23 protein-coding genes are annotated in these 22,097 nt (G+C 73.1%); 10 read left to right on the top strand and 13 right to left on the bottom strand.

The annotated features are described in order from the left end of the window. Window positions 1–98: 98 nt before the first annotated feature. From CRP52_RS22370 to CRP52_RS22395, 6 genes are all read right to left on the bottom strand, one after another. Complete coding sequence (locus CRP52_RS22370; protein ID WP_097238007.1) at window positions 99–1,253, bottom strand: hypothetical protein; 1,155 nt, start codon at window positions 1,251–1,253, stop codon at window positions 99–101. Between the two features lie 68 nt (window positions 1,254–1,321). Next, entirely contained in the window at window positions 1,322–1,501 is a 180-nt protein-coding gene (locus CRP52_RS22375) for a hypothetical protein (protein ID WP_097238008.1), read from the bottom strand. Beyond that, window positions 1,498–2,076, bottom strand: coding sequence for an NADAR family protein (locus tag CRP52_RS22380; RefSeq protein ID WP_097238009.1), 579 nt, complete (start codon window positions 2,074–2,076; stop codon window positions 1,498–1,500). The genes CRP52_RS22375 and CRP52_RS22380 overlap by 4 nt, the downstream gene beginning before the upstream one ends. A gap of 88 nt (window positions 2,077–2,164) precedes the next feature. Further along, window positions 2,165–3,271: a threonine aldolase family protein gene (locus tag CRP52_RS22385; protein WP_097238010.1), complete on the bottom strand. Its 1,107-nt coding sequence runs from the start codon at window positions 3,269–3,271 to the stop codon at window positions 2,165–2,167. 134 nt (window positions 3,272–3,405) lie between these two features. Beyond that, window positions 3,406–3,816, bottom strand: a complete 411-nt coding sequence (locus tag CRP52_RS22390) for a VOC family protein (RefSeq protein WP_097238011.1) — start codon at window positions 3,814–3,816, stop codon at window positions 3,406–3,408. Between the two features lie 81 nt (window positions 3,817–3,897). Then, window positions 3,898–4,701 (bottom strand): alpha/beta fold hydrolase, encoded by an 804-nt coding sequence (locus tag CRP52_RS22395; RefSeq protein WP_257032803.1) that lies wholly within the window; start codon window positions 4,699–4,701, stop codon window positions 3,898–3,900. Window positions 4,702–4,870: 169 nt separating this feature from the next. Here CRP52_RS22395 and CRP52_RS22400 point away from each other — a divergent pair, with 169 nt between their 5' ends. Beyond that, window positions 4,871–5,314 (top strand): MarR family winged helix-turn-helix transcriptional regulator, encoded by a 444-nt coding sequence (locus CRP52_RS22400; RefSeq protein ID WP_257032804.1) that lies wholly within the window; start codon window positions 4,871–4,873, stop codon window positions 5,312–5,314. A 150-nt stretch (window positions 5,315–5,464) separates the two neighbouring features. On the opposite strand, the gene CRP52_RS22405 is transcribed toward CRP52_RS22400, so the two are convergent. After that, a complete protein-coding gene (locus CRP52_RS22405; RefSeq protein WP_097238013.1) occupies window positions 5,465–5,902 on the bottom strand; it encodes a nucleoside deaminase in 438 nt (145 codons plus the stop codon). Next, window positions 5,899–6,747: an LLM class flavin-dependent oxidoreductase gene (locus tag CRP52_RS22410; protein WP_097238014.1), complete on the bottom strand. Its 849-nt coding sequence runs from the start codon at window positions 6,745–6,747 to the stop codon at window positions 5,899–5,901. Before CRP52_RS22410 ends, CRP52_RS22405 begins: the two co-directional genes overlap by 4 nt. 93 nt (window positions 6,748–6,840) lie before the next feature. Between CRP52_RS22410 and CRP52_RS22415 the strand changes: the two genes are divergently transcribed. Then, window positions 6,841–7,287, top strand: coding sequence for an Lrp/AsnC family transcriptional regulator (locus tag CRP52_RS22415; RefSeq protein WP_097238015.1), 447 nt, complete (start codon window positions 6,841–6,843; stop codon window positions 7,285–7,287). A 132-nt stretch (window positions 7,288–7,419) separates the two neighbouring features. Next, window positions 7,420–8,553 (top strand): serine hydrolase domain-containing protein, encoded by a 1,134-nt coding sequence (locus CRP52_RS22420; RefSeq protein WP_373560511.1) that lies wholly within the window; start codon window positions 7,420–7,422, stop codon window positions 8,551–8,553. A 4-nt stretch (window positions 8,554–8,557) separates the two neighbouring features. On the opposite strand, the gene CRP52_RS22425 is transcribed toward CRP52_RS22420, so the two are convergent. Then, a complete protein-coding gene (locus CRP52_RS22425) occupies window positions 8,558–8,791 on the bottom strand; it encodes a hypothetical protein (protein ID WP_097238017.1) in 234 nt (77 codons plus the stop codon). A gap of 385 nt (window positions 8,792–9,176) precedes the next feature. Then, on the bottom strand, window positions 9,177–10,502 hold the full coding sequence (locus tag CRP52_RS22430) for an MFS transporter (protein WP_097238018.1): 1,326 nt from the start codon (window positions 10,500–10,502) through the stop codon (window positions 9,177–9,179). Window positions 10,503–10,786: 284 nt separating this feature from the next. Here CRP52_RS22430 and CRP52_RS22435 point away from each other — a divergent pair, with 284 nt between their 5' ends. Continuing rightward, window positions 10,787–11,728, top strand: coding sequence for a helix-turn-helix transcriptional regulator (locus CRP52_RS22435; RefSeq protein ID WP_097240268.1), 942 nt, complete (start codon window positions 10,787–10,789; stop codon window positions 11,726–11,728). Between the two features lie 44 nt (window positions 11,729–11,772). Here CRP52_RS22435 and CRP52_RS22440 read toward each other — a convergent pair whose 3' ends face one another. Together CRP52_RS22440 and CRP52_RS22445 are read right to left on the bottom strand one after the other, a co-directional pair. Beyond that, window positions 11,773–12,219, bottom strand: coding sequence for a hypothetical protein (locus tag CRP52_RS22440; RefSeq protein WP_097238019.1), 447 nt, complete (start codon window positions 12,217–12,219; stop codon window positions 11,773–11,775). Further along, entirely contained in the window at window positions 12,216–12,659 is a 444-nt protein-coding gene (locus CRP52_RS22445) for a hypothetical protein (RefSeq protein ID WP_097238020.1), read from the bottom strand. Before CRP52_RS22445 ends, CRP52_RS22440 begins: the two co-directional genes overlap by 4 nt. Before the next feature lie 285 nt (window positions 12,660–12,944). Here CRP52_RS22445 and CRP52_RS22450 point away from each other — a divergent pair, with 285 nt between their 5' ends. From CRP52_RS22450 to CRP52_RS22475, 6 genes are all read left to right on the top strand, one after another. After that, window positions 12,945–14,162 carry a sensor histidine kinase gene (locus CRP52_RS22450; protein ID WP_097238021.1) on the top strand — a complete coding sequence of 406 codons (1,218 nt, stop codon included), beginning with the start codon at window positions 12,945–12,947 and terminating at the stop codon, window positions 14,160–14,162. Next, entirely contained in the window at window positions 14,150–14,794 is a 645-nt protein-coding gene (locus tag CRP52_RS22455) for a response regulator transcription factor (protein ID WP_097238022.1), read from the top strand. The genes CRP52_RS22450 and CRP52_RS22455 overlap by 13 nt, the downstream gene beginning before the upstream one ends. Further along, window positions 14,791–15,651: a DUF4097 family beta strand repeat-containing protein gene (locus tag CRP52_RS22460; protein ID WP_143685807.1), complete on the top strand. Its 861-nt coding sequence runs from the start codon at window positions 14,791–14,793 to the stop codon at window positions 15,649–15,651. Before CRP52_RS22455 ends, CRP52_RS22460 begins: the two co-directional genes overlap by 4 nt. Before the next feature lie 124 nt (window positions 15,652–15,775). Next, window positions 15,776–16,945: a tRNA dihydrouridine synthase DusB gene (gene dusB / locus CRP52_RS22465; RefSeq protein WP_097238024.1), complete on the top strand. Its 1,170-nt coding sequence runs from the start codon at window positions 15,776–15,778 to the stop codon at window positions 16,943–16,945. Window positions 16,946–17,509: 564 nt separating this feature from the next. After that, complete coding sequence (ppdK, locus tag CRP52_RS22470) at window positions 17,510–20,218, top strand: pyruvate, phosphate dikinase (RefSeq protein WP_097238025.1); 2,709 nt, start codon at window positions 17,510–17,512, stop codon at window positions 20,216–20,218. A 222-nt stretch (window positions 20,219–20,440) separates the two neighbouring features. After that, window positions 20,441–20,944, top strand: coding sequence for a ribonuclease (locus CRP52_RS22475; protein WP_097240269.1), 504 nt, complete (start codon window positions 20,441–20,443; stop codon window positions 20,942–20,944). A 49-nt stretch (window positions 20,945–20,993) separates the two neighbouring features. Here the strand turns inward: CRP52_RS22475 and CRP52_RS22480 are convergent, their stop codons facing one another. After that, on the bottom strand, window positions 20,994–21,989 hold the full coding sequence (locus CRP52_RS22480) for a hypothetical protein (protein WP_097238026.1): 996 nt from the start codon (window positions 21,987–21,989) through the stop codon (window positions 20,994–20,996). Window positions 21,990–22,097: the final 108 nt, after the last annotated feature.

Here is a 22,097-nt window from a genome sequence, read left to right on the forward strand (position 1 = left end):
GAGTCCGGTCCTCCGCTGAGACCGGTTCTCGTCGGGGAGCCCCCGTCCGCCCTGTCCGGGGCGGACGGGGGCTCCCTGCTGTGGTGCGGGGGCCCGCTTCAGCGCCGTCCCCAGCGGGAGCGGGGTGCGGCGGGCGGCGCCGTCGGCAGGCCGGCCGCGCGCAGGGCGGCGAGGGTGGTGCGGTGGCGGGCCTCGTCGGCGAGCAGGCCGCCGAGCAGCTGCCCGTACAGCTCCCGGCTGCCGGCGGAGTCCAAGGTGGCTGCCAGGCGCACGAGTTCGACGGGCGGGCGGAGCACCACCAGCTCCTGCAGCAGGGCGGTGGCGAGCGCGGGCGGCAGGGTGGCGGCGAGGTCGGCGAGGTCGGCCGTGGGGCGGCCGGCGGCCTGGCGCAGCAGGGTTCGGACGTCGGCGGGCCGGCCGTGCTGCTGGAGGCAGGCGGCCAGGGAAGTCAGCTCGGGCGTCGGCGCCGAACCCCACTCCCAGAGCAGTGTCGCGCCGTCGGCGTTCTGCCCGGCCCGCTCCAGGGCCGAGAGGAGGCCGGGGACGGCCGCCGCCGGGTAGGCCCAGAAGGCGTGGAACAGTTCGGCCGCCTGCTCGGCCAGGCCCAGTTCGCGCAGCTCCGCCAGGACGGCGACGGCGTGCTCGGGGGTGGACCGCGCGGCGGCGCGGGCGAGGTGGAGGGAGGCGCCGGTCGGCCCGTACCGGGCCAGCATGCCGACCAGCAGGGCCGCGTCGGCGGGGGTGAGGCGGGCGGCGGCCTGGTCCAGCAGCTCGGCGGCCTCGGGGAGGGCGCCGCTGCGGTGGAGGGCGATGATCCGCTCGGTGAGGGCGCCGATGTCGGGGCGGGCGGGGGGCGGCGGGGACTGCTGCGGCTCGGGGGCGGGTGCGGGTGGGGGCTCGGGGGCGGGCTCGGGTATCGGTTCCGGGCCGAGCCGGGCCGGTTCCTGCGGGTCCTGCTGCTGGTGCCGGTGTCTGAGGCGGGTCTCCAACGCCTCCAGCTGGTCGCTGAGTTGGAGGCAGCGGGCGCCCAGTCCCTCGCGGAGGATGCGGGCCTGGGCGAGCTGCCGCAGCAGGTCCCCGTCCGGCCGCTGGCGGCCCGGGGTCGCTCTGATCGCCTCGTTCAGCCGCCGTTCACGTTGAGTCGCGTAGCGGCTCGCACGGAGTAACTCGTCCAGCTCTGTGCGGAGTTCGGCGGCCTGTTGCTCGCCCTCCAGCTGCTGGCCTGCGGATTGTGCCGTCGACCGCATGCGCATGATCGCCCCAACCTGTCCATCCAGACCCTGACTGCAGGACATCCTGGCGTCGGTATGTGGCTGGGGAGTTAAGAGCGCACGACCAGTCGTGCCCGAGTGGTGTCAAGGAGCGCGCAGAGGGCGGTCGTGGCGAGGAGTGCGCCGGTCGCGCGCCGGAGGAGGGTCGCCGCGTCGTACGGCCCGGGGGCGAGGACGGCGACGGCCGAGGCCGCCGCCGTCCCGTCCGGCAGGAGGGCGACCGTGCTCACGCGGCCAGCCGCGCCCGGGCCTCCATCAGCGCGAAGCCCAGCAGGTTCAGCCCGCGCCACTCGGCGGGCCGCTGTGCCCGGATGTCGTCGGCCGCCAGCCCGATGCCCCAGATCCGGTCCACCGGGCTGGCCTCGACCAGCACCCGGCTGCCGGTGCCCAGCAGGTACGCGCGCAGCGACTCGTCCTGCCCGAACTTCGCGACGTTGCCCGCCACGACCAGCTCGAACCGTCCGGCCGTCCAGGTCTCGTCGTCGAAGTCCTTGACCAGCCGCCCCAGCTTCTTCGCCTCGGCCGGCGTCCGGGCCGCCAGCACCTGCTCCTCGACGGCCGTGTCCCCGAACATCCGGGCCTTGCCGGCCATCATCCAGTGCTCGGCGGACCCGTACGTCACCCCGTCGACGGTGAACTCGCCCGGCCACCACTGGCTCAGGCACTCCTGCCGGGTGCCGCCGCCCTTGCGCGCGGTGTGCCCCCAGAACATCACCCACTTCGGGTGCACCCCGTCGGCCATCAGCGCGGCCAGCTCCTCGCGGCTGCGGACGGCGGCAGGGCTCCCCACGTGCATCTCGCTCATATCGTCAGTCTGACACAAAGGGGGGTGTGGTCGCGAACCGTTTGCCGGCTCCGCAGGAGCGATGCCGTCCCGGCGGTCGTCACGACGGTCAGGCCTTGGCGGCCAACTCGAGGAAGTGCAGGCCCACTTCGGTGACCTCGGCGGGCGTCCAGGACTGGGCCGGGGCGCCGAGGGTGACCTCGGCCATGGCGAGGCCGGGGGCGGCGTCCTGCCAGGGGCCGACGAACCAGGTGCCCTCCTGTTCGGCGAGTGCGAGGTGGGCGGCGTCCAGGGCCTTCGCCGGGTGGGGGAGCCAGAGTTGGAACTCGTGGGTCACCGGGGCCTCCGGGACCAGGCGGGCGCCGGGGAGTGCGGCCAGGGCGGGGGCGAGGGTCGCGGCGTGGCGGGTGTAGGACGGGATGCGGGGGAGGACGGTGTCCAGGCCGTGGAGGGCGGCGAGGGCGGCCGGCCACTGCTGGAAGAGCTGGCCGCCGTAGCGGTGGCGCCAGGTGCGGGCGTAGGCGGTGAGGGCGGCGTCGCCGGCGAGGGCGGCTCCGCTGGTGCCGCCCAGGTCCTTGTAGAAGGACACGTAGACGCTGTCGGCGAGGGCGGCGATCTCGTCGAGCTGCCTGTCGAAGTGGACGGTGGTGTTCCAGAGGCGGGCGCCGTCGAAGTGCACCCGGGCGCCGGTTTCGCGGGCGGCGGCGACGAGTTCGGTCAGCTCGTCCCAGGTGGGGAGGAGGAAGCCGGGGTCGCGCAGCGGGAGTTCGACGGTGAGGGTGCCGAACGGTTCGCCGAGCGCCCGGAGTTCGTCGGCGGTGGGATGACGCTGCTCGGTGGTGGGCCAGAGGCCGCGCAGGCCGGTGAGCTGGGTGTAGGCGTGGCGTTCGTGGCGTTCGAGGTGGCAGAGCGGGTGAAGGGCGACGGCCGGGTTGCCGGTGAGCTCCGCGTGGTGGCGGAGGGCGACCTGCTGCGCCATGGTGCCGGTGGGGAAGAAGACGGCGTCCTCCTTGCCGAGCAGCGCGGCGGTCCGTTCCTCCAGCTGCCGGACCGGGCCGTCCGTTCCGTAGAAGTCGGGGAAGGTGTCCAGACCGTCCAGGGCGGCGAGTTGGGCGATGCGCTCGCGGATGCTGAGGAAGCGGTCGCCGGAGAGGAAGCGCCGGCAGGACAGGCGGGCCGCGCGGCGCCGCTGGACATTGCTCTGGTCGTCGGTCATCCGGCGATTGTCGGGCGGACGGCGAGCTCGGACCAAGTGCTTTTCGGGTGGGGGCGCTTCGGTCGGGTGCTGTCCGGTGCCGTGGCGTATCGGCACCGGACAGCACCCGGCCGCGCGGGTGGGGCTGCGGCCGGTCAGGCGGTCTCGTCGTTCTGCCAGTCCGCGCGCTGGCGCAGCGAGATCCGGTTGCCGTCCGGGTCCAGGGCCTCGATGCGGATGCCGAAGCCGTAGTCCTCCGGCTCGGGCCGGTCGAAGGTCACTCCGCGCTCGCGGAGCACCTCGAAGTCCGCCCGCAGGTCGTCCGATTCGAGGAAGACCGGGCCGATCGCCGTGCCGGGCTTCGACTCGGCGGGCTGTGCGGGGGCCGGGGTCTGCGACCAGAGGATGATCTCCACCGGGCTGCCGGGGACGGCCACGGTGAGGAAGCGCCCGTCGGGCCCGGGGTAGTCGATGCGCTTCTCCAGGCCGAGCTGCTCCGTGTAGAAGCGCAGCGCGCGGTCCTGGTCGGTGACCGGCATCGTCACGTACATGAGGTTGGTCAGCATCGGGTGGTCCTTCCGTCGGTGGTCGGTGCTGCTTCACCGACGGATCCCGGCGGGGGAGTGTGACGGAGCTGCCGGTGTGGTTCAGGTCCGGGCTTGTGCCTGGCGCTCGTCCACGTACGCGGTGATGAGCGAGAAGAAGCGGGCCGGGTCCTCGAAGGGCAGGCCGTGGCCGCCGGGGACCTCCAGGTACGCGGCCTGGCGGATGGCGGCGGCCAGTTGGCGCTGGTGGTGGGGCGGGATGATCCGGTCGTCGGCGCAGGCCAGGACGAGGGTGGGGGCGGTGATCCGGCCGACCGCCTCGCGCAGGTCGATGCGGGTGTCGAGGTCGATCTGGCCGAGGATGCGCTCGTCCAGCATGGCGGTGAAGCCTGCGGTCAGGTCGGCGAACCCGCCCTCGTCGAGGGTGTCGAGGAGGTCGGGGCCCATCGCGGTGAGGACCAGGTGGCGGGCCAGCAGGGCCGGGTCGGTGCGGAGCAGGTGTGTCCACAGGTCGAACATGACGGCTTCGCGCGGGGTCGTCCGGACCCATCCGGCGTGCAGGGCGAGCGAGGTCACGGCCTCGGGGTGCCGGGCGGCCACGGCGGTGGCGAGGGCGGCGCCCAGGGAGTGGCCGACCAGGTGGAAGCGTTCCAGTCCGGCGGTCCGGGCGGTGGCGACGATGCGGTCGGCGAGGGAATCGAGGTCGATCGGTGCGGGGTCGACGGGGGTGGCGCCGGCGCCGGGCAGGTTGGGGGCGACGACGGTGTAGCGGTCGCGGAGCACGTCGATGAGCGGCCCCCAGTTGGAGTTCGCGTCGGCGCCGGTGCCGTGGATCAGGACCAGGCCGGGGCCGGAGCCGGCGGCGATGTGATCGAGCGGTTCGGGGCGGGCCGGAGCGTCGGCCAAGGGGGCGGAAGGGAGGGAAGGGGCGGGAGAGGTCAAGGGGGTGCCTCCATGCGTGGGGTGCCGAGTGGGCCGAGTGGGCCGAGTGACGGCCTGAAACATAGCAGAGCTCTGTCATGTAGCAGAACCCTGTTATTGATCAGGGTTCGATCCCGTGCCGTACGATCGGTCCATGGAGATGCCGGTCACGGAACGCCTCGGGCTGCACATCAAGCGGGTGGAGCAGGAGCTGATGGCGGCCAAGCACGCCGCGCTCCGGCCGCTCGGGCTGACGGTGCCGCAGTACGCCGCGCTGTACATGCTCGAAGACCAGCCGGGGCTCTCCGCCGCCGCGCTCGCCCGCGCCTGCCTGGTCACTCCGCAGACCATCGCCACCGTGCTCGCCAATCTGGAGGCGAAGGGGCTGGTCACCCGCCGCCCGCACCCCTTTCACCGCAAGGTGGTCGAGGTGCTGCTCACCGAGGACGGGCGCCTGCTGCTGGCCCGGGCCGATGCGGCGGCCGTCGCGATCGAGCGGCGGATCGCCGACGGGTTCAGCCCCGAGGAGCGGGAGCTGCTGATCGGGCTGCTGGCCCGCGCGTCGGGTCGGCTGACGGCCGAGCCGGCGCAGGACTGAGCTCCTGGCGGGGCTGGGCTCCCGGGGGTCGACCACCGGCCCCTCGCCCCCGCCCTGGCCGCCGGCCGCGTCGAGCAGCTGCTGCGCGGCCTCGCGGATCCGAACGGCGCTCAACTCGGCCGGTAGGAGCACCACTTGGCCGGTGCCATCTCAACTCCCGTGGTAGTACGTCTCGATGGCGAGGCGGGCCTCGTCGTACAGGGCCGGGCCCTCCTGCGTCACGGTCGGCCAGGCCCCCGACTCCGGGTTGAGGGCGACGAGTTGCTCCGTCGACAGCGCGTACACGACCCGGCCGATGCCCGAGCGGACGAGACCGCCGGTGCACATCCCGCACGGCTGGCAGCTGGTGTACATCGTGGTGCGCGCGGCCGTGTCCGGGTCGAGCTCGCGGGCCGCCCAGCGGGCCAGCTTCAGCTCCGGATGAGCGGTGATGTCCTTGTCGCGGCGCACCGTGTTGCGGGCCTCGGCAAGGATCTCGCCGTCCGGGCCGGCCAGCAGGGAGCCGTACGGGGCGTCGCCCTGGGCAACGGCGCGGGCCGCGATGGCGACGGCGCGGCGCAGGAGGATCTCGTCGGCTTCGGTGATCACGAGGTTGCTGCCTTCCAATGGGTGGCCACGGTGGCGAGGTCCTGCCAGGCCGTCTGCGGCCGGCGGGTCTCCTCGGGATCCCTGTGGTAGGGGTCGAACACGACGGTCTCGGCGTCGAGGGCGCGCAACTGGTGGAGATCGTCCAGGACTTGCTCGATGCTGCCCACGCCCGCCGGGCGCTCCGGGCCGTCGACCGGTGCGTCGGTCAGCCGCAGGGCGATGCGGGGCGCGAACCCGGGCACCGGGTGCTCGGCCAGCACCGACCGCATCCGGTCGAGCGGGAGCCGCAGGGGGTGCCAGGCGTCGCCGAAGCGGACCGTCCGCCGCAGCGCCGCCTCGCTGTGGCCGCCGACCCAGACCGGCACCGGCCCGAGTCCGCTGGGCTCGCCGCCTCCGCACGGCTCGCCTTCGCCGCCCGTGCGCCAGGCCTCCCGCAGCGCGCCCAGGTACTCGTCGGTCAGCCGGCCGCGCGTGCCGAACGGCACGCCGAGCGCGTCGAATTCCTGGCGGGCCCAGCCGACCCCCACGCCGAGGACGAACCGGCCGCCGCTGAGCCGGCCGAGGGTGCCGGCCATCCGGGCCACCAGCAGCGGGTTCCGGTACGGCAGGACGAGGACGGTCGTGCCCAGCCGCAGGCCGGTGGTGATCCCGGCCAGCCAGGACAGCGTGGTGAACGGCTCGTGGAACGGCTCCGGGTAGCGCTGGGCCACGTCCGGAGTCACGACCACGTGGTCCGAGAGCATGAGGAGGTCGAAGCCGATCCCCTCCACCGTCCGGGCCCACTCCCGCAGCACGCCGGGATCGGTCCCGGGCCCGAAGTTCGGTACGTTGACGCCAAATTGCATACTTCGAGGCTATCCCCGTGATCATGGCGAACGGAACGGGATCTTCCTGCCGTGAGGGCTGGTTTCCCGTGGTTCTCCCGGTAGATTCGCGTGATGGCCGTGAATCTCGACGAAACCGACTGGGCGATCATCGAACAGCTGCAGCAGGAGGCCCGCATCTCCCTCAGCGAGCTGGGACGGCGGGTCAGCCTCAGTCCCTCCGCCACCACCGAACGGGTGCGGAACCTGGAGTCGCTGGGCGTCATCACCGGCTACCACGCCACGGTGGACCTGGCCAAGGTCGGCTACCCCGTGCTCGCCGTCGTCCGGCTCAAGTACCCGGGCAACCGCCACGAGCCGCTGCGCCGGATGCTCGCCGAACGCCGGGAGATCCTGGAGTGCCTGCGCACCACCGGCGACGACTGCTACACCCTGAAAGTCGCGGCGACGTCCATGGAGCACCTGGAAACCCTCATGGACGAGCTGGCCGGCTTCGGCAGCACCACCACCAGCGTCGTCTACAGCCGGACCCTGCCGCTGCGCGGGCCCGCCCGGCCCTGAGGTGGCAGGGGCTCCCCGCCCGAGGGCGAGGATGCTCCCTCGATCGGGGGAGGTCGTCCGCGAACCGTGCGACCAGACTGGCGGACGTGACCAGGGAGGCCCTTCTCCCCACGACCCCGGAGGAGTTGACCCATGCGCAGGAAGACCCGCAGGATCCGCCACATGGCGCTCGCGCTCTCGACCGCCGTCGCCGTCTCCCTAGGTGTCCTGGCCGTCCCCGCGGCCTCGGCCGCCACCCGGCCGGGCCCCGTCCAGCAGGGGCTCGACGCGCTGGTGCGGTCGGACGGTGTGCCCGCCGCGCTGGCGACCGTACAGGGCCGGGACGGCCGGGCCCGGCACTACACCGCGGGGGTGGGGAACCTGGCCACCGGAGCGAAGGTGCCGGTCGACGGACAGGTGCGGATCGGCAGCAACACCAAGACCTTCACCGCCGTCGTCGTCCTGCAGCTGGTCGCGGAGGGGAAGGTCGACCTCGACGCCACGGTCGAGACCTACCTGCCGGGTGTGGTCCACGGCGAGGGCATCGACGGGCGGCTCGTCACCGTACGCCAACTCCTGCAGCACACCAGCGGGTTGCCCGAGTACGAAGGGCTCCTCGACGAGGCCTCGCTCCGCCACCGGTACTTCGAGCCCCGCGAACTCCTGGACCTCGCCTTCCAGCACAAGCCCGAACTCGCCCCCGGCGCCGAGTTCAGCTACAGCAGCACCAATTACGTGCTGGCCGGGCTGATCGTCCAGAAGGTCACCGGCCGCCCGCTCGCCGAGGAGATCGACCGGCGCATCGTCCGCAAGCTCGGGCTGCGGCACACCTACTTCCCCGCCGTCGGCGACCGGACCATCCGCGAACCCCACCCCGAGGGCTACCGCAAGGACTCCGCCGAGGGGCCGCTGGGCGACTTCACCGAGATGGACCCCTCGGCGGCCTGGGCGGCCGGGCAGATGATCTCCACCGACTCCGACCTCAACCGCTTCTTCACCGCACTGCTCGTCCCCGGGCGCCTCCTCCCCGAGGCCCAACTCGCGCAGATGCGCACCACCGTGCCGATCGGGGACACCGGTGCGGGCGCCGGGCTGGGGATCCTCAGCAGGCCGCTCTCCTGCGGCGGGGTCTACTGGGGCCACGGCGGCGACATCCCCGGGTACGAGACCCGCGGCGGCGCCACCGACGACGGCCGTGCCGTCAACATCGCGGTGACCACCGTCCCGACCGACTACGACGTCACCCGACGCCTGGAGGCCGTCGTGGACACCGCCCTCTGCCGCTGAGCGGTCAGGAGCCGTACCGGTGCACCTCGTCGGTCATCAGACCGTGGCCGCCGTGGACGTGCCGGCTCGTGTAGGCCGTCCGCATCGACGCGGCTTCGGCGGTCCGCTGCTGCTCGATCAGCACCCCCGACAGGTCGTCCGAGTGGAGCCTCCGGGCCCGCTCCCGGCGCAGCAGGAAGGCGGTGATGCCGACGATGGCGGCGACGAGCGCGAGCAGGAACCCCAGGAGGAAGGTCATGGGGTCATCATTCGCCCGGAAAGAAGGCCTCCACCGCGGATCGGAACGCCCGCCGGAACGCGCACGCGCGGGACCTCCGGCGACGCACGAAACACCGCGGCGCCGGCACCCCGAGGGCGCCCGCCCGACCGCCGGGTGGCACGCTGCCCGCCGGTGCGGACGGATCATTGAAGCAGGTGGCCCCTCCGCGCAGCGCGCCGATCTGCGGCCGTCGCGCGGGTGCTCGAAAGGGAGAGCGGTACGACGTCGAACCGCCCCGCGGCCGACCGGAGTTGCCGGTGGCCGCGGGGCTGCTGCGCCGGTCGTGCCAGGGCCGTCACCCGAGGTGCCGGGAACCCGCGACGCCGAGGCCCCGAGGCGCCCGGCGCCGGTGGCCGGTGGCCGGTCAGCCGATGGACCGGGGCAGGCGGGTGGTCAGGTACAGGATGGTGAACGACCCGAGCAGCTGGATGCCCAGGCAGAGGGCGAACGCGCGGGCCATGCCGAGGCTGGGCGAGAGCGACAGGTAGAGGGTGCCGAGGGTGGCGACGCCGAGGGCGAGGCTGGACTGCTGGCTGGTGGCGAGGACGCCGCTGCCGACGCCGGCCCGGGCGGCGGGCACCTTGGAGAGGACGACCCGGAACAGCGGGGTGCCGATCAGGCCCTGTCCGATGCCCGCGAGGGCGACGCCCGGGGCCATCCGCAGCGGGGAGAAGTGCGACCAGTCGGCGAGCGCGGTCAGGGCCAGGGTGGCGAGGCCGAGGGCCTGGATGACGGCTCCGGCGCTGAGCACCCGGCTGCCGAAGCGGCCGATCAGCCGGGGGCCGGAGAGCGAGGCGGCGAAGTAGCCGACGGCCATCGGGACGAGTGCCCAGCCGGCTGCGACCGGGCCGAGGTGCAGGCCCTGCTGCAGGGCGACGGCGATGACGAACATGAAGCCGCCGAAGCCCGCGAAGTAGGGGAGGGCGATGCCCAGGCCGCGCCGCATCTCGGGGATGCGCAGCAGGGTCGGCGGCACCAGCGGGGTGTCTCCGCGCCGCTCGGCGCGGCGCTCGACGACGGCGAAGGCGGCGGCCAGGACGGGGAACAGCCCGAGCAGCACCCAGGACCAGAGCGGCCAGCCGGCGGCGCGGCCCTCCATCAGCGGGATGAGCAGGGCGAGCAGGGTGGCGGTGAGCAGGACGGTGCCGGGCACGTCCACCCGGGCGGCCCGGGTGGCGCGGCTCTCCGGGACGTGGCGGAGCGCCGTGACCACGGCGAGCAGCGCGAACGGCACGTTGACCAGGAAGACCGAGCGCCAGCCGGTGCCGAACAGGTCGGCGGCGACCAGCATCCCGCCGAGCACCTGCCCGACCACGACCGAGATGCCACCGACCGCGCCGTAGATGCTGAGCGCGCGGCCGCGCCGGGCACCCTCGGTGGTGGCGGTGATGGTGCCGAGCACCTGGGGGATCAGCAGTGCGGCCGAGGCGCCCTGGGCGGCCCGGGCGGCGACCAGGGACCACGCGTCGGGGGCGAGTCCGCAGGCCAGCGAGGTGAGGGCGAAGGCGGCGGCGCCGGCCACGAACAGCCGGCGGCGGCCGAAGATGTCGCCGAGGCGCCCGCCGAGGACGAGCAGGACGGCGAAGGCGATGCCGTAGCCGGCGGCGACCAGTTCGAGGACGGCGGGCCCGGCGGCCAGGTCCTCGTCGATGGTCGGCAGGGCGACGTTGACGATGAAGAAGTCGAGCATCGGCAGGAAGGCCCCGAGCAGGACGGTGACCAGCCCGGCGGTGCCGAGGGAGGGACTGCCGGGGGAGGCGGTGCCGGGGGAGGCCGCGCGGGGGGCGGTGGCGGGGGAGGCCGCGCGGGGGCGGTGGCGGTGCGACTGGGAGCGGGGGCAGGGGCTGGGGCGAGGGCGAGCTGTCGGGTCACGGGTCCTACGATCCGCCGCGCCGTACCCGGGTACCAGAGTGAGGTTATCCAGGTATGAGAAGTACCTGGCAACAGGCTGACGACTGTCGCATGCTGGGGAGCATGAGCCTGATGACTCCCGCCGCGCAAGCCCGTAGGGCCGTCGACGCGCAAGCCCGTACGGCCCCGGCGCCCGCCGCGCAAGCCCGCACCGGCTCCGCCGGACAGCCCCGCGCCACCCCCGGCGAGGCCCGCCGGCACGAGCTGGCCGCCTTCCTGCGCAGCCGCCGCGAGCGCATCGCGCCCGAGCAGGTCGGCCTGCCGATGACCGGACGCCGCCGGACGCCGGGGCTGCGCCGGGAGGAGGTCGCGCAGCTCGCCGCGGTCGGGGTGACCTGGTACACGTGGCTGGAGCAGGGGCGGGACATCCAGGTGTCCGCCCAGGTGCTGGACTCGGTGGCCCGGGCGCTGCTGCTGGACCCGAGCGAGCGCGCGCACCTGTTCACCCTGGCCGGCGCGGACGACCCGGCGCCGGTGCTGGAGTGCCCCTCGGTGACCCCGAGCGTGCGGCTGCTGCTGGAGCAGCTGGCCCCGTACCCGGCCGTGGTGGTCAACTCCCGCTACGACGTGCTGGCGTACAACGCGCCGTACACCGGGATCGTCGGCGACCTCGCCGCCCTGGCGCCGGAGGACCGCAACCTGATGTGGATGGCGTTCACGCCCTCGTACTTCCGCGAGGTGCTGATCGACTACCGCACCGAACGCCTCGGCATGGTGGCCCGGTTCCGTGCGGCGATGGCCGAGCACAGCTCGGAGCCGGCCTGGAAGGCGCTGCTGGCCCGGGCGCTCAAGGCCTCGCCGGACTTCGCGGAGCTCTGGCAGCGGCACGACGTGATGCGGCCGGGCAACGGCATCAAGCGCTTCCAGGTGCCCGGTGTCGGTCTGCTGAGCTGCGAGTACACCAACTTCTGGCTCAGCCCCCGGCTCGGCACCCGGATGGTCACCTACACCCCGCTGGACGAGCAGACCCGCGCGCTGATGGACAGGCTTCCGACCGACAGCTGAGCCCGTACGCCCTCAGATCCTTACGCCCTCAGATCCTTACGCTCTCAGGCCCGGACGGCCGCGGCCCGGCCGAGCAGCAGGCAGACCACGGCGAGCGGCAGCTCGATGCAGCACGCCATGACCAGCGCCGCGAGCACCGCGTGGCCCGGGCCGGCGAAGGCGATGTCGGCCAGCGCGTCGCCGGTGAGCAGCAGAGCCACCGCCGCCCCCGCCCACAGCGCGGCGGGGCTGCGCCGGCGCAGCAGCGCGTCCAGCGAGAGCAGGGCGGAGAACTCCACCAGGTCGAGCACCACCCACGGCGTCTCGTGGCAGACGGCGAGGACGCCCAGCCAGGGCAGCAGCGCGACCGCCGCCATGGCCGGTATTCGGGCGAACCGCTCGGGCAGGACGAACGAGGCGGCAAAGGACGCGGCGAACGAGGTGGCGAGCGAAGCGGCGGACGAAGGGGCGGACGAAGGGGCGGACCGGGTGGAGAGGACGGCGGTGCTCATGCCGCACCCCCGACCCGACGCTCCTGAACCCGCACCCGCACCCGCACCCGCTCCAGCGGCAGCCGCTCGGCCGGCCCGCCCGCGGGGTGCTCGACGAGCACCCCGCGGAACGGCCCCTCGGCCCAGGCGAGCCAGAACCGCCCGGCCACCGTGACCACCTGCGCCGCCAGGCCGGACCGCGACGACCGGAGCGACCACCGCCCGGTGAACACCACCGAGGGCGCCGCGCCGTCGGCCGCCAACCGCCCCCAGGCGAGCACGTGCCGGCGCCCGTCGCCCGCGCTGCGCCGGGCCCCGCGCAGCAGCTGCGGGGTGAGCCGGGCGTCGACCAGGACGTCGGCCAACTCGCCGTGCTGGTACAGCTCCAGCGCGGCCCGGCCGCGGCCGGACTCGGCGACGCGGACCGACCAGGGCCCGATCCCGACGGGCAGCATCCCCACCCGGAACGTCCCCTCCGACGGAACGACAGCCGGCAGCGCCCCCGCCGGCCCCGACGCCGGGTGGAGCGCGCCCCCGGGAGCACCCCCGTGGTTCCCGGGGAGGCGCCGCCCGTGCGGCGGAGTGGCGGAGTGCGATGCAGTGCTCGTCATGCCGTCAAGCTTTCCGTCCTGCACCGTCTCCTGTCGGTGGTGTCCCACACCGAATCGGGGGTGTACCTAGCTACACCCCCACCGGGCACCCCCCTTCATGGCGGCCGATGATCACCGGGCCCTACGCTGTCCGGCATGCCCTCCACCACGTTGCGCCGAGCGCTCGTCAGGAGCCTCCGGCGCCCACCGTGGTCGCCCGAGGCCTGGCGGGACACCCGCTTCATAGCCGCCGGAATACCGCCGGCCCTGCCGGTCTGGCTGGCCGTCACCGAGTCTCGGCTGCTCTTCCCGGTGCTCGCCGCCGTCCTGCTCTGCACCCGCCCGCTGACCGCCCTCCAGCGCGGCCGGCTGCTGGCCCTGCACGGGGTGGAGGTGCCGCCGCCGCGGCCGTTCACCTGGCGCCGGGCCTGGCTGCTGGGGCTGACCTGGCGCCAGGTCCTCCACCACCTGGTGGTCGGCCCGCTGCTGGCGGCGGGTGCGCTGGTGGTGGTGTACGTCTGGGGCGCAGCCGCGGTGCTGATCACCCTGTACGGCTGGATCTGGCTGATGCCCCCCGGCACCACGCTGCGTACGGACCTGGACGGGCTGGACGTCGGGCTCACGGCCGGCGGCGTGCTGCTGCTGCTCGCGGCGCCCTGGGCGGCGGCGCTGGTGGCCCGGCTGGAGGTGTGGGCGGCGCAGCAGCTGCTCGGCCCGGGCCGCGCGGAGGCCCTGGAGCGCCGGGTCGAGGAGATCACCGAGAGCCGGGCCGGGCTGGTCGACGCGGTGGACGCCGAGCGCCGCCGGATCGAGCGCGACCTGCACGACGGCGCCCAGCAGCGCCTCACCTCCCTGGCGATGAACCTGGGCCTGGCCCGGCGCACCCTCAAGGACGTGCTGCCGCCCGAGGCCATGCAGGTGATCGTGGCCGCGCACGAGGAGGCCCAGGCGGCCATCGACGAGCTGCGCGACCTGGTCCGCGGCCTGCACCCGGCGGTCCTGGAGGACCGCGGCCTGGACGCGGCGCTGTCCGGCATCGCCGCCCGCGCCCCGCTGCCGGTGCGCCTGGACGTCGACCTCACCGAGCCGATCGCCCCGACCGTCGAGGCGGTCGCCTACTTCACCGTCTCCGAGGCGCTCACCAACGTGGCCAAGCACGCCCGGGCCGACCGGGTCGACCTCTCGGTGCGGACGGCCGGCGGCCGGCTGCGCCTGGTCATCAGCGACGACGGCGTGGGCGGCGCGGACCCCTCGCGCGGCACCGGGCTCACCGGTCTGCGCAAGCGCACCGCCTCGGTCGACGGAACGCTGTCCGTTCTCAGCCCCCTCGGGGGCCCCACCACCATCACCGTGGAGTTGCCGTGCGCGCTGTGATCGCCGAGGACTCGGTCCTGCTGAGGATCGGGCTGGTCAAGGTCCTGGAGGCGGTGGGCTTCGAGGTCGCGGCGGCCGTCGGGGACGCCGAGGAACTGCTGGCCGCCGTGGAGGAGCACCACCCCGACGTGGTGGTCGCGGACGTCCGGATGCCCCCGGGCTTCACCGACGAGGGCGTGCGGGCCGCGCTGTTGATCCGCCGGCAGTGGCCGGAGGTCGCGGTCCTGCTGCTCTCCCAGTACGTGGAGGAGCGCTACGCCGCCGACCTGCTGTCGACCAACACCAGCGGGGTCGGCTACCTGCTCAAGCAGCGGGTGGCCAATGTGGACGACTTCGTGGAGGCGCTGCAGCGGGTCGCCGAGGGCGGCACCGCGCTGGACCCGGAGGTGGTCGCCCAGCTGCTGGTGCGCCGCCACCGGGATCCGCTGGAGAAGCTGACCCCGCGCGAGCGGGACGTGCTCTCCCTGATGGCGGAGGGCCGTTCCAACGCCGCGATCGCCGGCTCGCTGGTGGTCAGCGACAGCGCGGTGGCCAAGCACATCAACTCGATCTTCACCAAGCTCGACCTGCCGCCCGCCGAGGACAGCCACCGCCGGGTGATGGCGGTGCTGCGGTTCCTGGAGGTCGGGTGACGGTGGGCGCGGACCGGGTGATGGTGGGCGAGGACGGGGCGACGGGGGGCGCGGATCGGGCGACGGCGGGCGAGGACCGGGCAACGGCGGGTACGGCGAAGGCCTGGCGGGTCACCGGGACGCTCGCGATCGCCCTGGTCATGGTCGCCGGTGCGGGGCAGACCTGGTCGATCGTGGCGCAGCAGCAGAAGAGCAGTACCCGGCAGTTCGACGGCCCGATCCACCGGCTGAGGCTGGAGACCGGCAGCGCCTCGGTCAGGGTGCGGGCCGGCCGGGAGGACCACGTGGTGGTCCACCAGCGGCTGGACTGGATGGGGCGGGAGCCGGAGGTGTCGCTCACCCCGGTCGGCGACCAGCTCACCGTCGGCCTGCACTGCCGGCTGATCCTGCCGGCCCTGGACCTCGGCTGCGGTGCCGAGATCGAGGTGGAGGTGCCCGCCGCCACCCAGGTGTCGGGGGCGGTGTCCTCCGGCTCGGTGCAGGTGGAGGGCATGAGCGGGAACGTGGACGTCCGGCTCACCTCCGGTCAGCTGATGCTGGTCGACACCTCCGGGGACGTGACGGCGCACACCACCTCCGGGATGATCCAGGGCACCAACCTGAGCTCCCGGCGGGTGACGGCGGAGACCACCTCGGGCTCGATGGAGCTGAACTTCACCAAGCCCCCGCAGCAGGTGGAGACCAGGGCCACCTCCGGTTCGGTGAACATGACCCTGCCGCGGGGCAGCCGCTACGCCTTCACCGGGGAGACCGGCTCCGGCAGTGGCGGGATCGACCCGCAGCTGACGGACTCGGCCAGCCCGAACCGCATCCACGCCACGGTCACCTCGGGATCGGTCAGCATCAACCCGTCATAGGAGTCGCCGGTCGCCGGTCGCCGGCAGCTCGGGCAGGGACGCAGCCGGCAGCTCGGGCCGCTCACCCGGGTGGGGGACAATGGAGAGTCCCGTCCCCCACCCGACGCCCCGAGGTCAGCCGCGCATGACAGCCACGCCCGCACCCACCGCGCCCGACACCGAGTTCTCGCCGCTCGACATCGGCCCGATCAAGGTGTGGCCGCCCGTCGTGCTGGCGCCGATGGCCGGCATCACCAACGCCCCCTTCCGCACCCTCTGCCGCGAGCAGAGCGGCGGCAAGGGCCTGTACGTCTCGGAGATGATCACCACCCGGGCGCTGGTCGAGCGCAACGCCAAGACCATGCAGCTGATCACGTTCGACCCGAGCGAGAAGCCGCGCTCGATCCAGCTGTACGGGGTGGACCCGGTGACCGTCGGCAAGGCCGCCCGGATGATCGCGGACGAGGGCCTGGCCGACCACATCGACCTCAACTTCGGCTGCCCCGTCCCCAAGGTCACCCGCAAGGGCGGCGGCTCGGCGCTGCCGTACAAGCGCAACCTGCTGCGCGAGATCCTGCGCGAGGCCGTCGCCAACGCGGGCGACCTGCCGGTGACCATGAAGATGCGCAAGGGCATCGACGACGACCACCTCACCTACCTGGACGCCGGCCGGATCGGCGCCGAGGAGGGCGTGGCCGCGATCGCCCTGCACGGGCGCACCGCCGCCCAGCACTACGGCGGGACGGCCGACTGGTCGGCGATCGCCCGGCTGCGCGAGTCGGTCCCGGCGCACGTCCCGGTGCTGGGCAACGGGGACATCTGGTCGGCCGACGACGCGCTGCGGATGATGCGCGAGACCGGCTGCGACGGTGTCGTGGTGGGCCGCGGCTGCCTGGGCCGGCCGTGGCTGTTCAGGGACCTGGTCGCGATCTTCGAGGGCGACGTCGACTACGCCCGCCCCGACTTCGGCTACGTGGCGCGGGCGATGGTGCGCCACGCGCAGCTGCTCGGCGAGTGGATCGGGGACGAGACGCGCGGCGTGATCGACTTCCGCAAGCACGTCGCCTGGTACACCAAGGGCTTCTCGGTCGGTTCCGAGCTGCGGGTGCGGCTGGCCAACTCCTCCTCGCTCGCGGAACTGGCCGAAACCCTCTCCGAGGTCGAGCAGTCCCAGGGCTGGCCGGCCGGTGCGGACGGCCCGCGCGGGCGCACCAGCGGCAACGGCCGGGTGGTCCTGCCGGAGGGGTGGTTGGACGATCCGTACGACTGCGCCCGGCCGGGTGAGGATGCCGAATCGGACACCTCCGGCGGATGATCTGTACGGATTGTAAAAGTGGGCCCTTCTGGCCCGATTGCCACTAGGTCCCAGCCCTCTTGTCCATTCTGGACAGGAGGGCTCCTTTTCGGCATTCGGAGGTCACGGAACGGGCACGTTTCTGGACGCTGTGCGACGATCGGCGGAGGCGGTCTACGTTCGACCCGCGAGATGCGCTGGTGACGCTTGCCACATGCGGCGGCGACTGACGGTAGGTCAGTGGACGAAATGGACAGGTCGACCGTGAATCGCTTCCCGAAGCCGCCCGGCCGGGGATCGGCCGATCCGGGTGCAGGAAATCAAGCCGGGGCAACGCGACCGACCCGAGGTCGCTACCCAGCGTCCGGATCGTGTGATCTTCGGGTTTCGTTGTCTTCAAGAGTTGAACACTGGCTCGCGTCAGGCGGACGATTTCACCAACAGAGGTGAACGCCTTTATGCGCTTTCGATCTAGCGGGTTACCCCTCGGTACCGGCCTCGTGTGGCCTATTCAGGGCAGAGAAGTGCCTTCGAAATGGGTATGTTCTCCGGCGTCAGGGCAACCGCGTACGAGGAGACCGACCCGTGCCGTCCCAGCAGAAGTTTGTTTACTCCTTCACCGAAGGAAACAAGGACCTCAAGGATCTTCTTGGCGGCAAGGGCGCGAACCTGGCCGAGATGACCAACCTGGGCCTCCCCGTCCCCCCGGGGTTCACCATCACCACCGAGGCCTGCAAGGTCTTCCTGGAGACCGGCAGCGAGCCCACCTCCCTGCACGAGGAGATCAGCGCCCACCTGGTGGCCCTTGAGAAGGAGATGGGCAAGAAGCTCGGCCAGGCCGACAACCCCCTCCTGGTCTCGGTGCGCTCCGGCGCGAAGTTCTCCATGCCCGGCATGATGGACACCGTCCTCAACATCGGCCTCTCCGACGCCTCGGTGCTCGGCCTCGCCGCCCAGTCCGGCAACGAGCGCTTCGCCTGGGACTCCTACCGCCGCCTGGTCCAGATGTTCGGCAAGACCGTGCTGGGCGTCGACGGCGAGCTGTTCGAGGAGGCCCTGGACGAGGCCAAGCACGCCAAGGGCACCGTCAACGACCTGGACCTGGACGCTTCCGACCTCCAGGAACTCGTCGAGGTGTTCAAGGGCATCGTCGAGCGCGAGACCGGCCGGGCCTTCCCGCAGGACCCGCGCGAGCAGATGGACCTCGCCATCCACGCCGTCTTCCACTCCTGGAACGGCGACCGCGCCCGGCTGTACCGCCGCCAGGAGCGCATCCCGAACGACCTCGGCACCGCGGTCAACGTCTGCACCATGGTCTTCGGCAACCTCGGCGAGGACTCCGGCACCGGCGTCGCCTTCACCCGCGACCCCTCCACCGGTGCCCAGGGCGTCTACGGCGACTACCTGTCCAACGCCCAGGGCGAGGACGTCGTCGCCGGCATCCGCAACACGCTGCAGCTGTCCGAGCTGGAGAAGCTCGACAAGAAGTCGTACGACGAGCTGATGGCGATCATGCAGAAGCTCGAAAACCACTACCGCGACCTCTGCGACATCGAGTTCACCATCGAGCGCGGCAAGCTCTGGATGCTGCAGACCCGCGTCGGCAAGCGCACCGCCGCGGCCGCCTTCCGGATCGCCGTCCAGCTGGTCGACCAGGGCCTGATCGACCTGGACGAGGCCCTGATGCGGGTCACCGGCGGCCAGCTCTCCCAGCTGATGTTCCCGCGCTTCGCCCCCGACGCCGAGTCGAAGCAGATCGCCCGGGGCCTCGCCGCCTCGCCCGGCGCCGCGATCGGCAAGATCGTCTTCGACTCGTACACCGCGGTGAAGTGGTCGCGCTCCGGCGAGAAGGTCATCCTGGTCCGCCGTGAGACCAACCCGGACGACCTGGACGGCATGATCGCCGCCGAGGGCATCCTCACCTCGCGCGGCGGCAAGACCTCGCACGCCGCCGTCGTCGCCCGCGGCATGGGCAAGACCTGTGTCTGCGGCGCCGAGGAGCTGGAGGTCGACACCAAGCGCCGCCGGATGACCACCGCCGACGGCGTGGTGCTGGAGGAGGGCGACGTCGTCTCGATCGACGGCGCGACCGGCAAGGTCTACCTCGGCGAGGTACCCGTGCTCCCCTCCGCCGTGGTGGAGTACTTCGAGGGCACCCTGCACGCCGGCGCCGACGTCCAGGGCGGACTGGTCCAGGCCGTGCACCGGCTGATGTCGCACGCCGACGGCCGCCGCCGGCTCGCCGTGCGCGCCAACGCCGACAACGCCGAGGACGGCTCGCGCGCCCGCCGCTACGGCGCCCAGGGCATCGGCCTGTGCCGCACCGAGCACATGTTCCTCGGCGAGGAGCGCCGCAAGGAGGTCGAGCACCTGATCCTGGCGGACAACGACAAGGACCGCGAGCTCGCCCTCTCCACCCTGCTGCCGCTGCAGAAGGGCGACTTCCTGGAGCTCTTCCAGGCGATGGACGGCCTGCCGGTCACCGTCCGCCTGCTCGACCCGCCGCTGCACGAGTTCCTGCCCGACATCACCGAGCTGTCGGTGCGCGTCGCCCTCGCCGAGGCCCGCAAGGACCCGAACGAGAACGACCTGCGCCTGCTCCAGGCCGTGCACAAGCTGCACGAGCAGAACCCGATGCTCGGTCTGCGCGGTGTGCGCCTCGGCCTGGTCATCCCCGGTCTGTTCGGCATGCAGGTCCGGGCCATCGCCGAGGCCGCCGCCGAGCGCAAGCTGGCCGGCGGGGACCCGCGCCCCGAGGTGATGATCCCGCTGGTCGGCACCGTCCAGGAGCTGGAGCTGGTCCGCGACGAGTGCGAGCGCGTGCTCGCCGAGGTCGCCCAGTCCACCGGCGTGACGCTGGACATCAAGCTCGGCACCATGATCGAGCTGCCGCGCGCCGCGGTGACCGCCGGCCAGATCGCCGAGGCCGCCGAGTTCTTCTCCTTCGGCACCAACGACCTGACCCAGACGGTCTGGGGCTTCTCCCGGGACGACGTGGAAGCCTCGTTCTTCACCGCCTACCTGGAGAAGGGCATCTTCGGGGTCTCCCCGTTCGAGACCATCGACCGCGACGGCGTCGGCTCCCTGGTCAAGCACGCCGTCGAGGCCGGCCGGGCCACCCGCCCCGACCTCAAGCTCGGCGTCTGCGGCGAGCACGGTGGCGACCCGGAGTCGGTCCACTTCTTCCACGAGGTGGGGCTGGACTACGTCTCCTGCTCCCCCTTCCGGATCCCGGTGGCGCGCCTGGAGGCCGGCCGCGCCGCCATCGAGTCGGCGGGCAGCGACTCGCGCTGAGAGGGGGTAGGCATCCCCTCCTCAGGCGCGGGCACGACTGACCGCTCCCCCTCCCGTCGGGAGGGCGTACACCGGAGCTCGGCGCAGGAGAACCGGCGTACGTAACACGGCCGGGCGGGGACGGACAACGGCGTCCGTCCCCGCCCGGCCGTACGTCCTTGTGGCCTCGGCCACGTGTGTGACTCGGCCGCCCGTACGGCCGTGCCTGCCAAGCTGGTCCGCATGACCAGAAGCAAGAGCCCACTCGTCGTCGTGGCCGTCCTGATCCTGGCGGTCCTCGCCGGAGTCGGCTACCTGCTCGCCGGCAAGGGCGGCAGCAGCCACCCCAAGGCCGCCGCGAGCGCCACCACCGCCGCCGCGCCCAAGCCCTCGGCCCCCAAGCCGTCCCCGCCCGCCGGCACCGCCCCCGCCGCGGCCGGCACCTGGGTGCCCGCCGACCCGGCCCTGGCCGACGTCTGCCGCACCAAGCTCCCCAGCCAGGCCCAGGACACCCTCGGCCTGATCGCCAAGGGCGGCCCCTACCCCTACAACCGCGACGGCATCGTCTTCGAGAACCGCGAGAGCCGCCTCCCCAGGAAGGCCGACGGCTACTACCACGAGTTCACCGTCGTCACCCCCGGCTCCAACGACCGCGGCACCCGCCGAGTCGTCACCGGCAACTCCGGCGAGCAGTACTGGTCCCCGGACCACTACGCCACCTTCCAGGAGATCGACCCCCGCTGCTGAGGCCTCCCGCCACCCGCTCTCACGTCGCTTCGCCTCGCCTCACCGCGCCTCACCTCGCTCGGCGCCAGGTGATCCGGGGGTGCGGTCCGTGCGGGCCGGTGGTGATCAGGGCGGTCAGTTCGTGCAGGACCGGTGAGGGGTCGCGGCGGAGCTGGACCGGGGTGGTGCGGACCACCGGGAGGCCGGCGGTGGTGAGGCGGTTGGCGCGGACCAGGCCGCGTTCGTGGTCGGCCGGGCGCAGGTGCCAGGCGCGGGAGTCGATCTCCAGGGCCACGCAGGCGTGCGGCCAGTAGGCGTCCGGGACGGCGAGGAAGCGGCCGTCCAGGAAGAGCACCGGGTTCCACAGCGGTTCGGGCAGGCCCGCGTGCGCCAGCAGTTCGCGGGCCTCGCCCTCGACCACCGAACGCACCCCGGCGGTCAGGTCCTCCACCACCCGGGCCACGTGCGGAAGCCCGAGCGCGCCGGGCCTGGCCAGCAACTGGTCCAGCAGTTCGCCGAGTTCGCAGTGCCGCCGCTGGACGGCCTCCGCGCACAGCGCCCGGAACCGGTGCTGCCCGGTCTCCCGCGGCGCGAGGTCGGCCAACGCCCGTGCGACGGTGGTGCTCCACAGCCCGTCGTCCCGCTCGAACCCGCCCGGCATCGCCCCCGGCGACCGGTGGATCCGGACGAAATCCCTTTCGCAGACCCGGCGTTGAGTTGGGATCAGGACGTCCACCGCGCCGAGGTCGGCCGGGTGCCCGGCGGTCGGCAGTCCGGCGGCGGTCAGCACCGCGAAGCCGGTCAGCAGCACCTCCCCGGCCTGCGGTTCACGCCCCTTCGGGCTCGCGTACGCCAGGGCGGCCCGCAGTTTCTGATGGTGCGTCAACCTCCCGCTCTGCAGGCAGATCACTCGGGGCAGCACCTGCTGCCAGGGCCCGCCCGGCCGCAGCCGGTGGGCGATGGTGCCGGAGGGCACCCCGAGCCGGCGCAGCTGTGCCCGGGTGGCGATGTGCTGCTGGTCGGCCCCCAGCAGGGCGACCGGGTCGAGGGGGTTCGTGCGGCTCATGCCAGGGTGCTGCCCGCCCGGATCGGAGGTATGCGAAACATCCCCCGTCGGTGGCGCCCTGGCAAACAGGTTGACGAAGCGCGCGCCGAGCCGCTGAGCTGGTGCCCA

The organism is Streptomyces sp. 1331.2 (genome assembly GCF_900199205.1).
In the GTDB taxonomy this organism is placed as follows: domain Bacteria; phylum Actinomycetota; class Actinomycetes; order Streptomycetales; family Streptomycetaceae; genus Kitasatospora.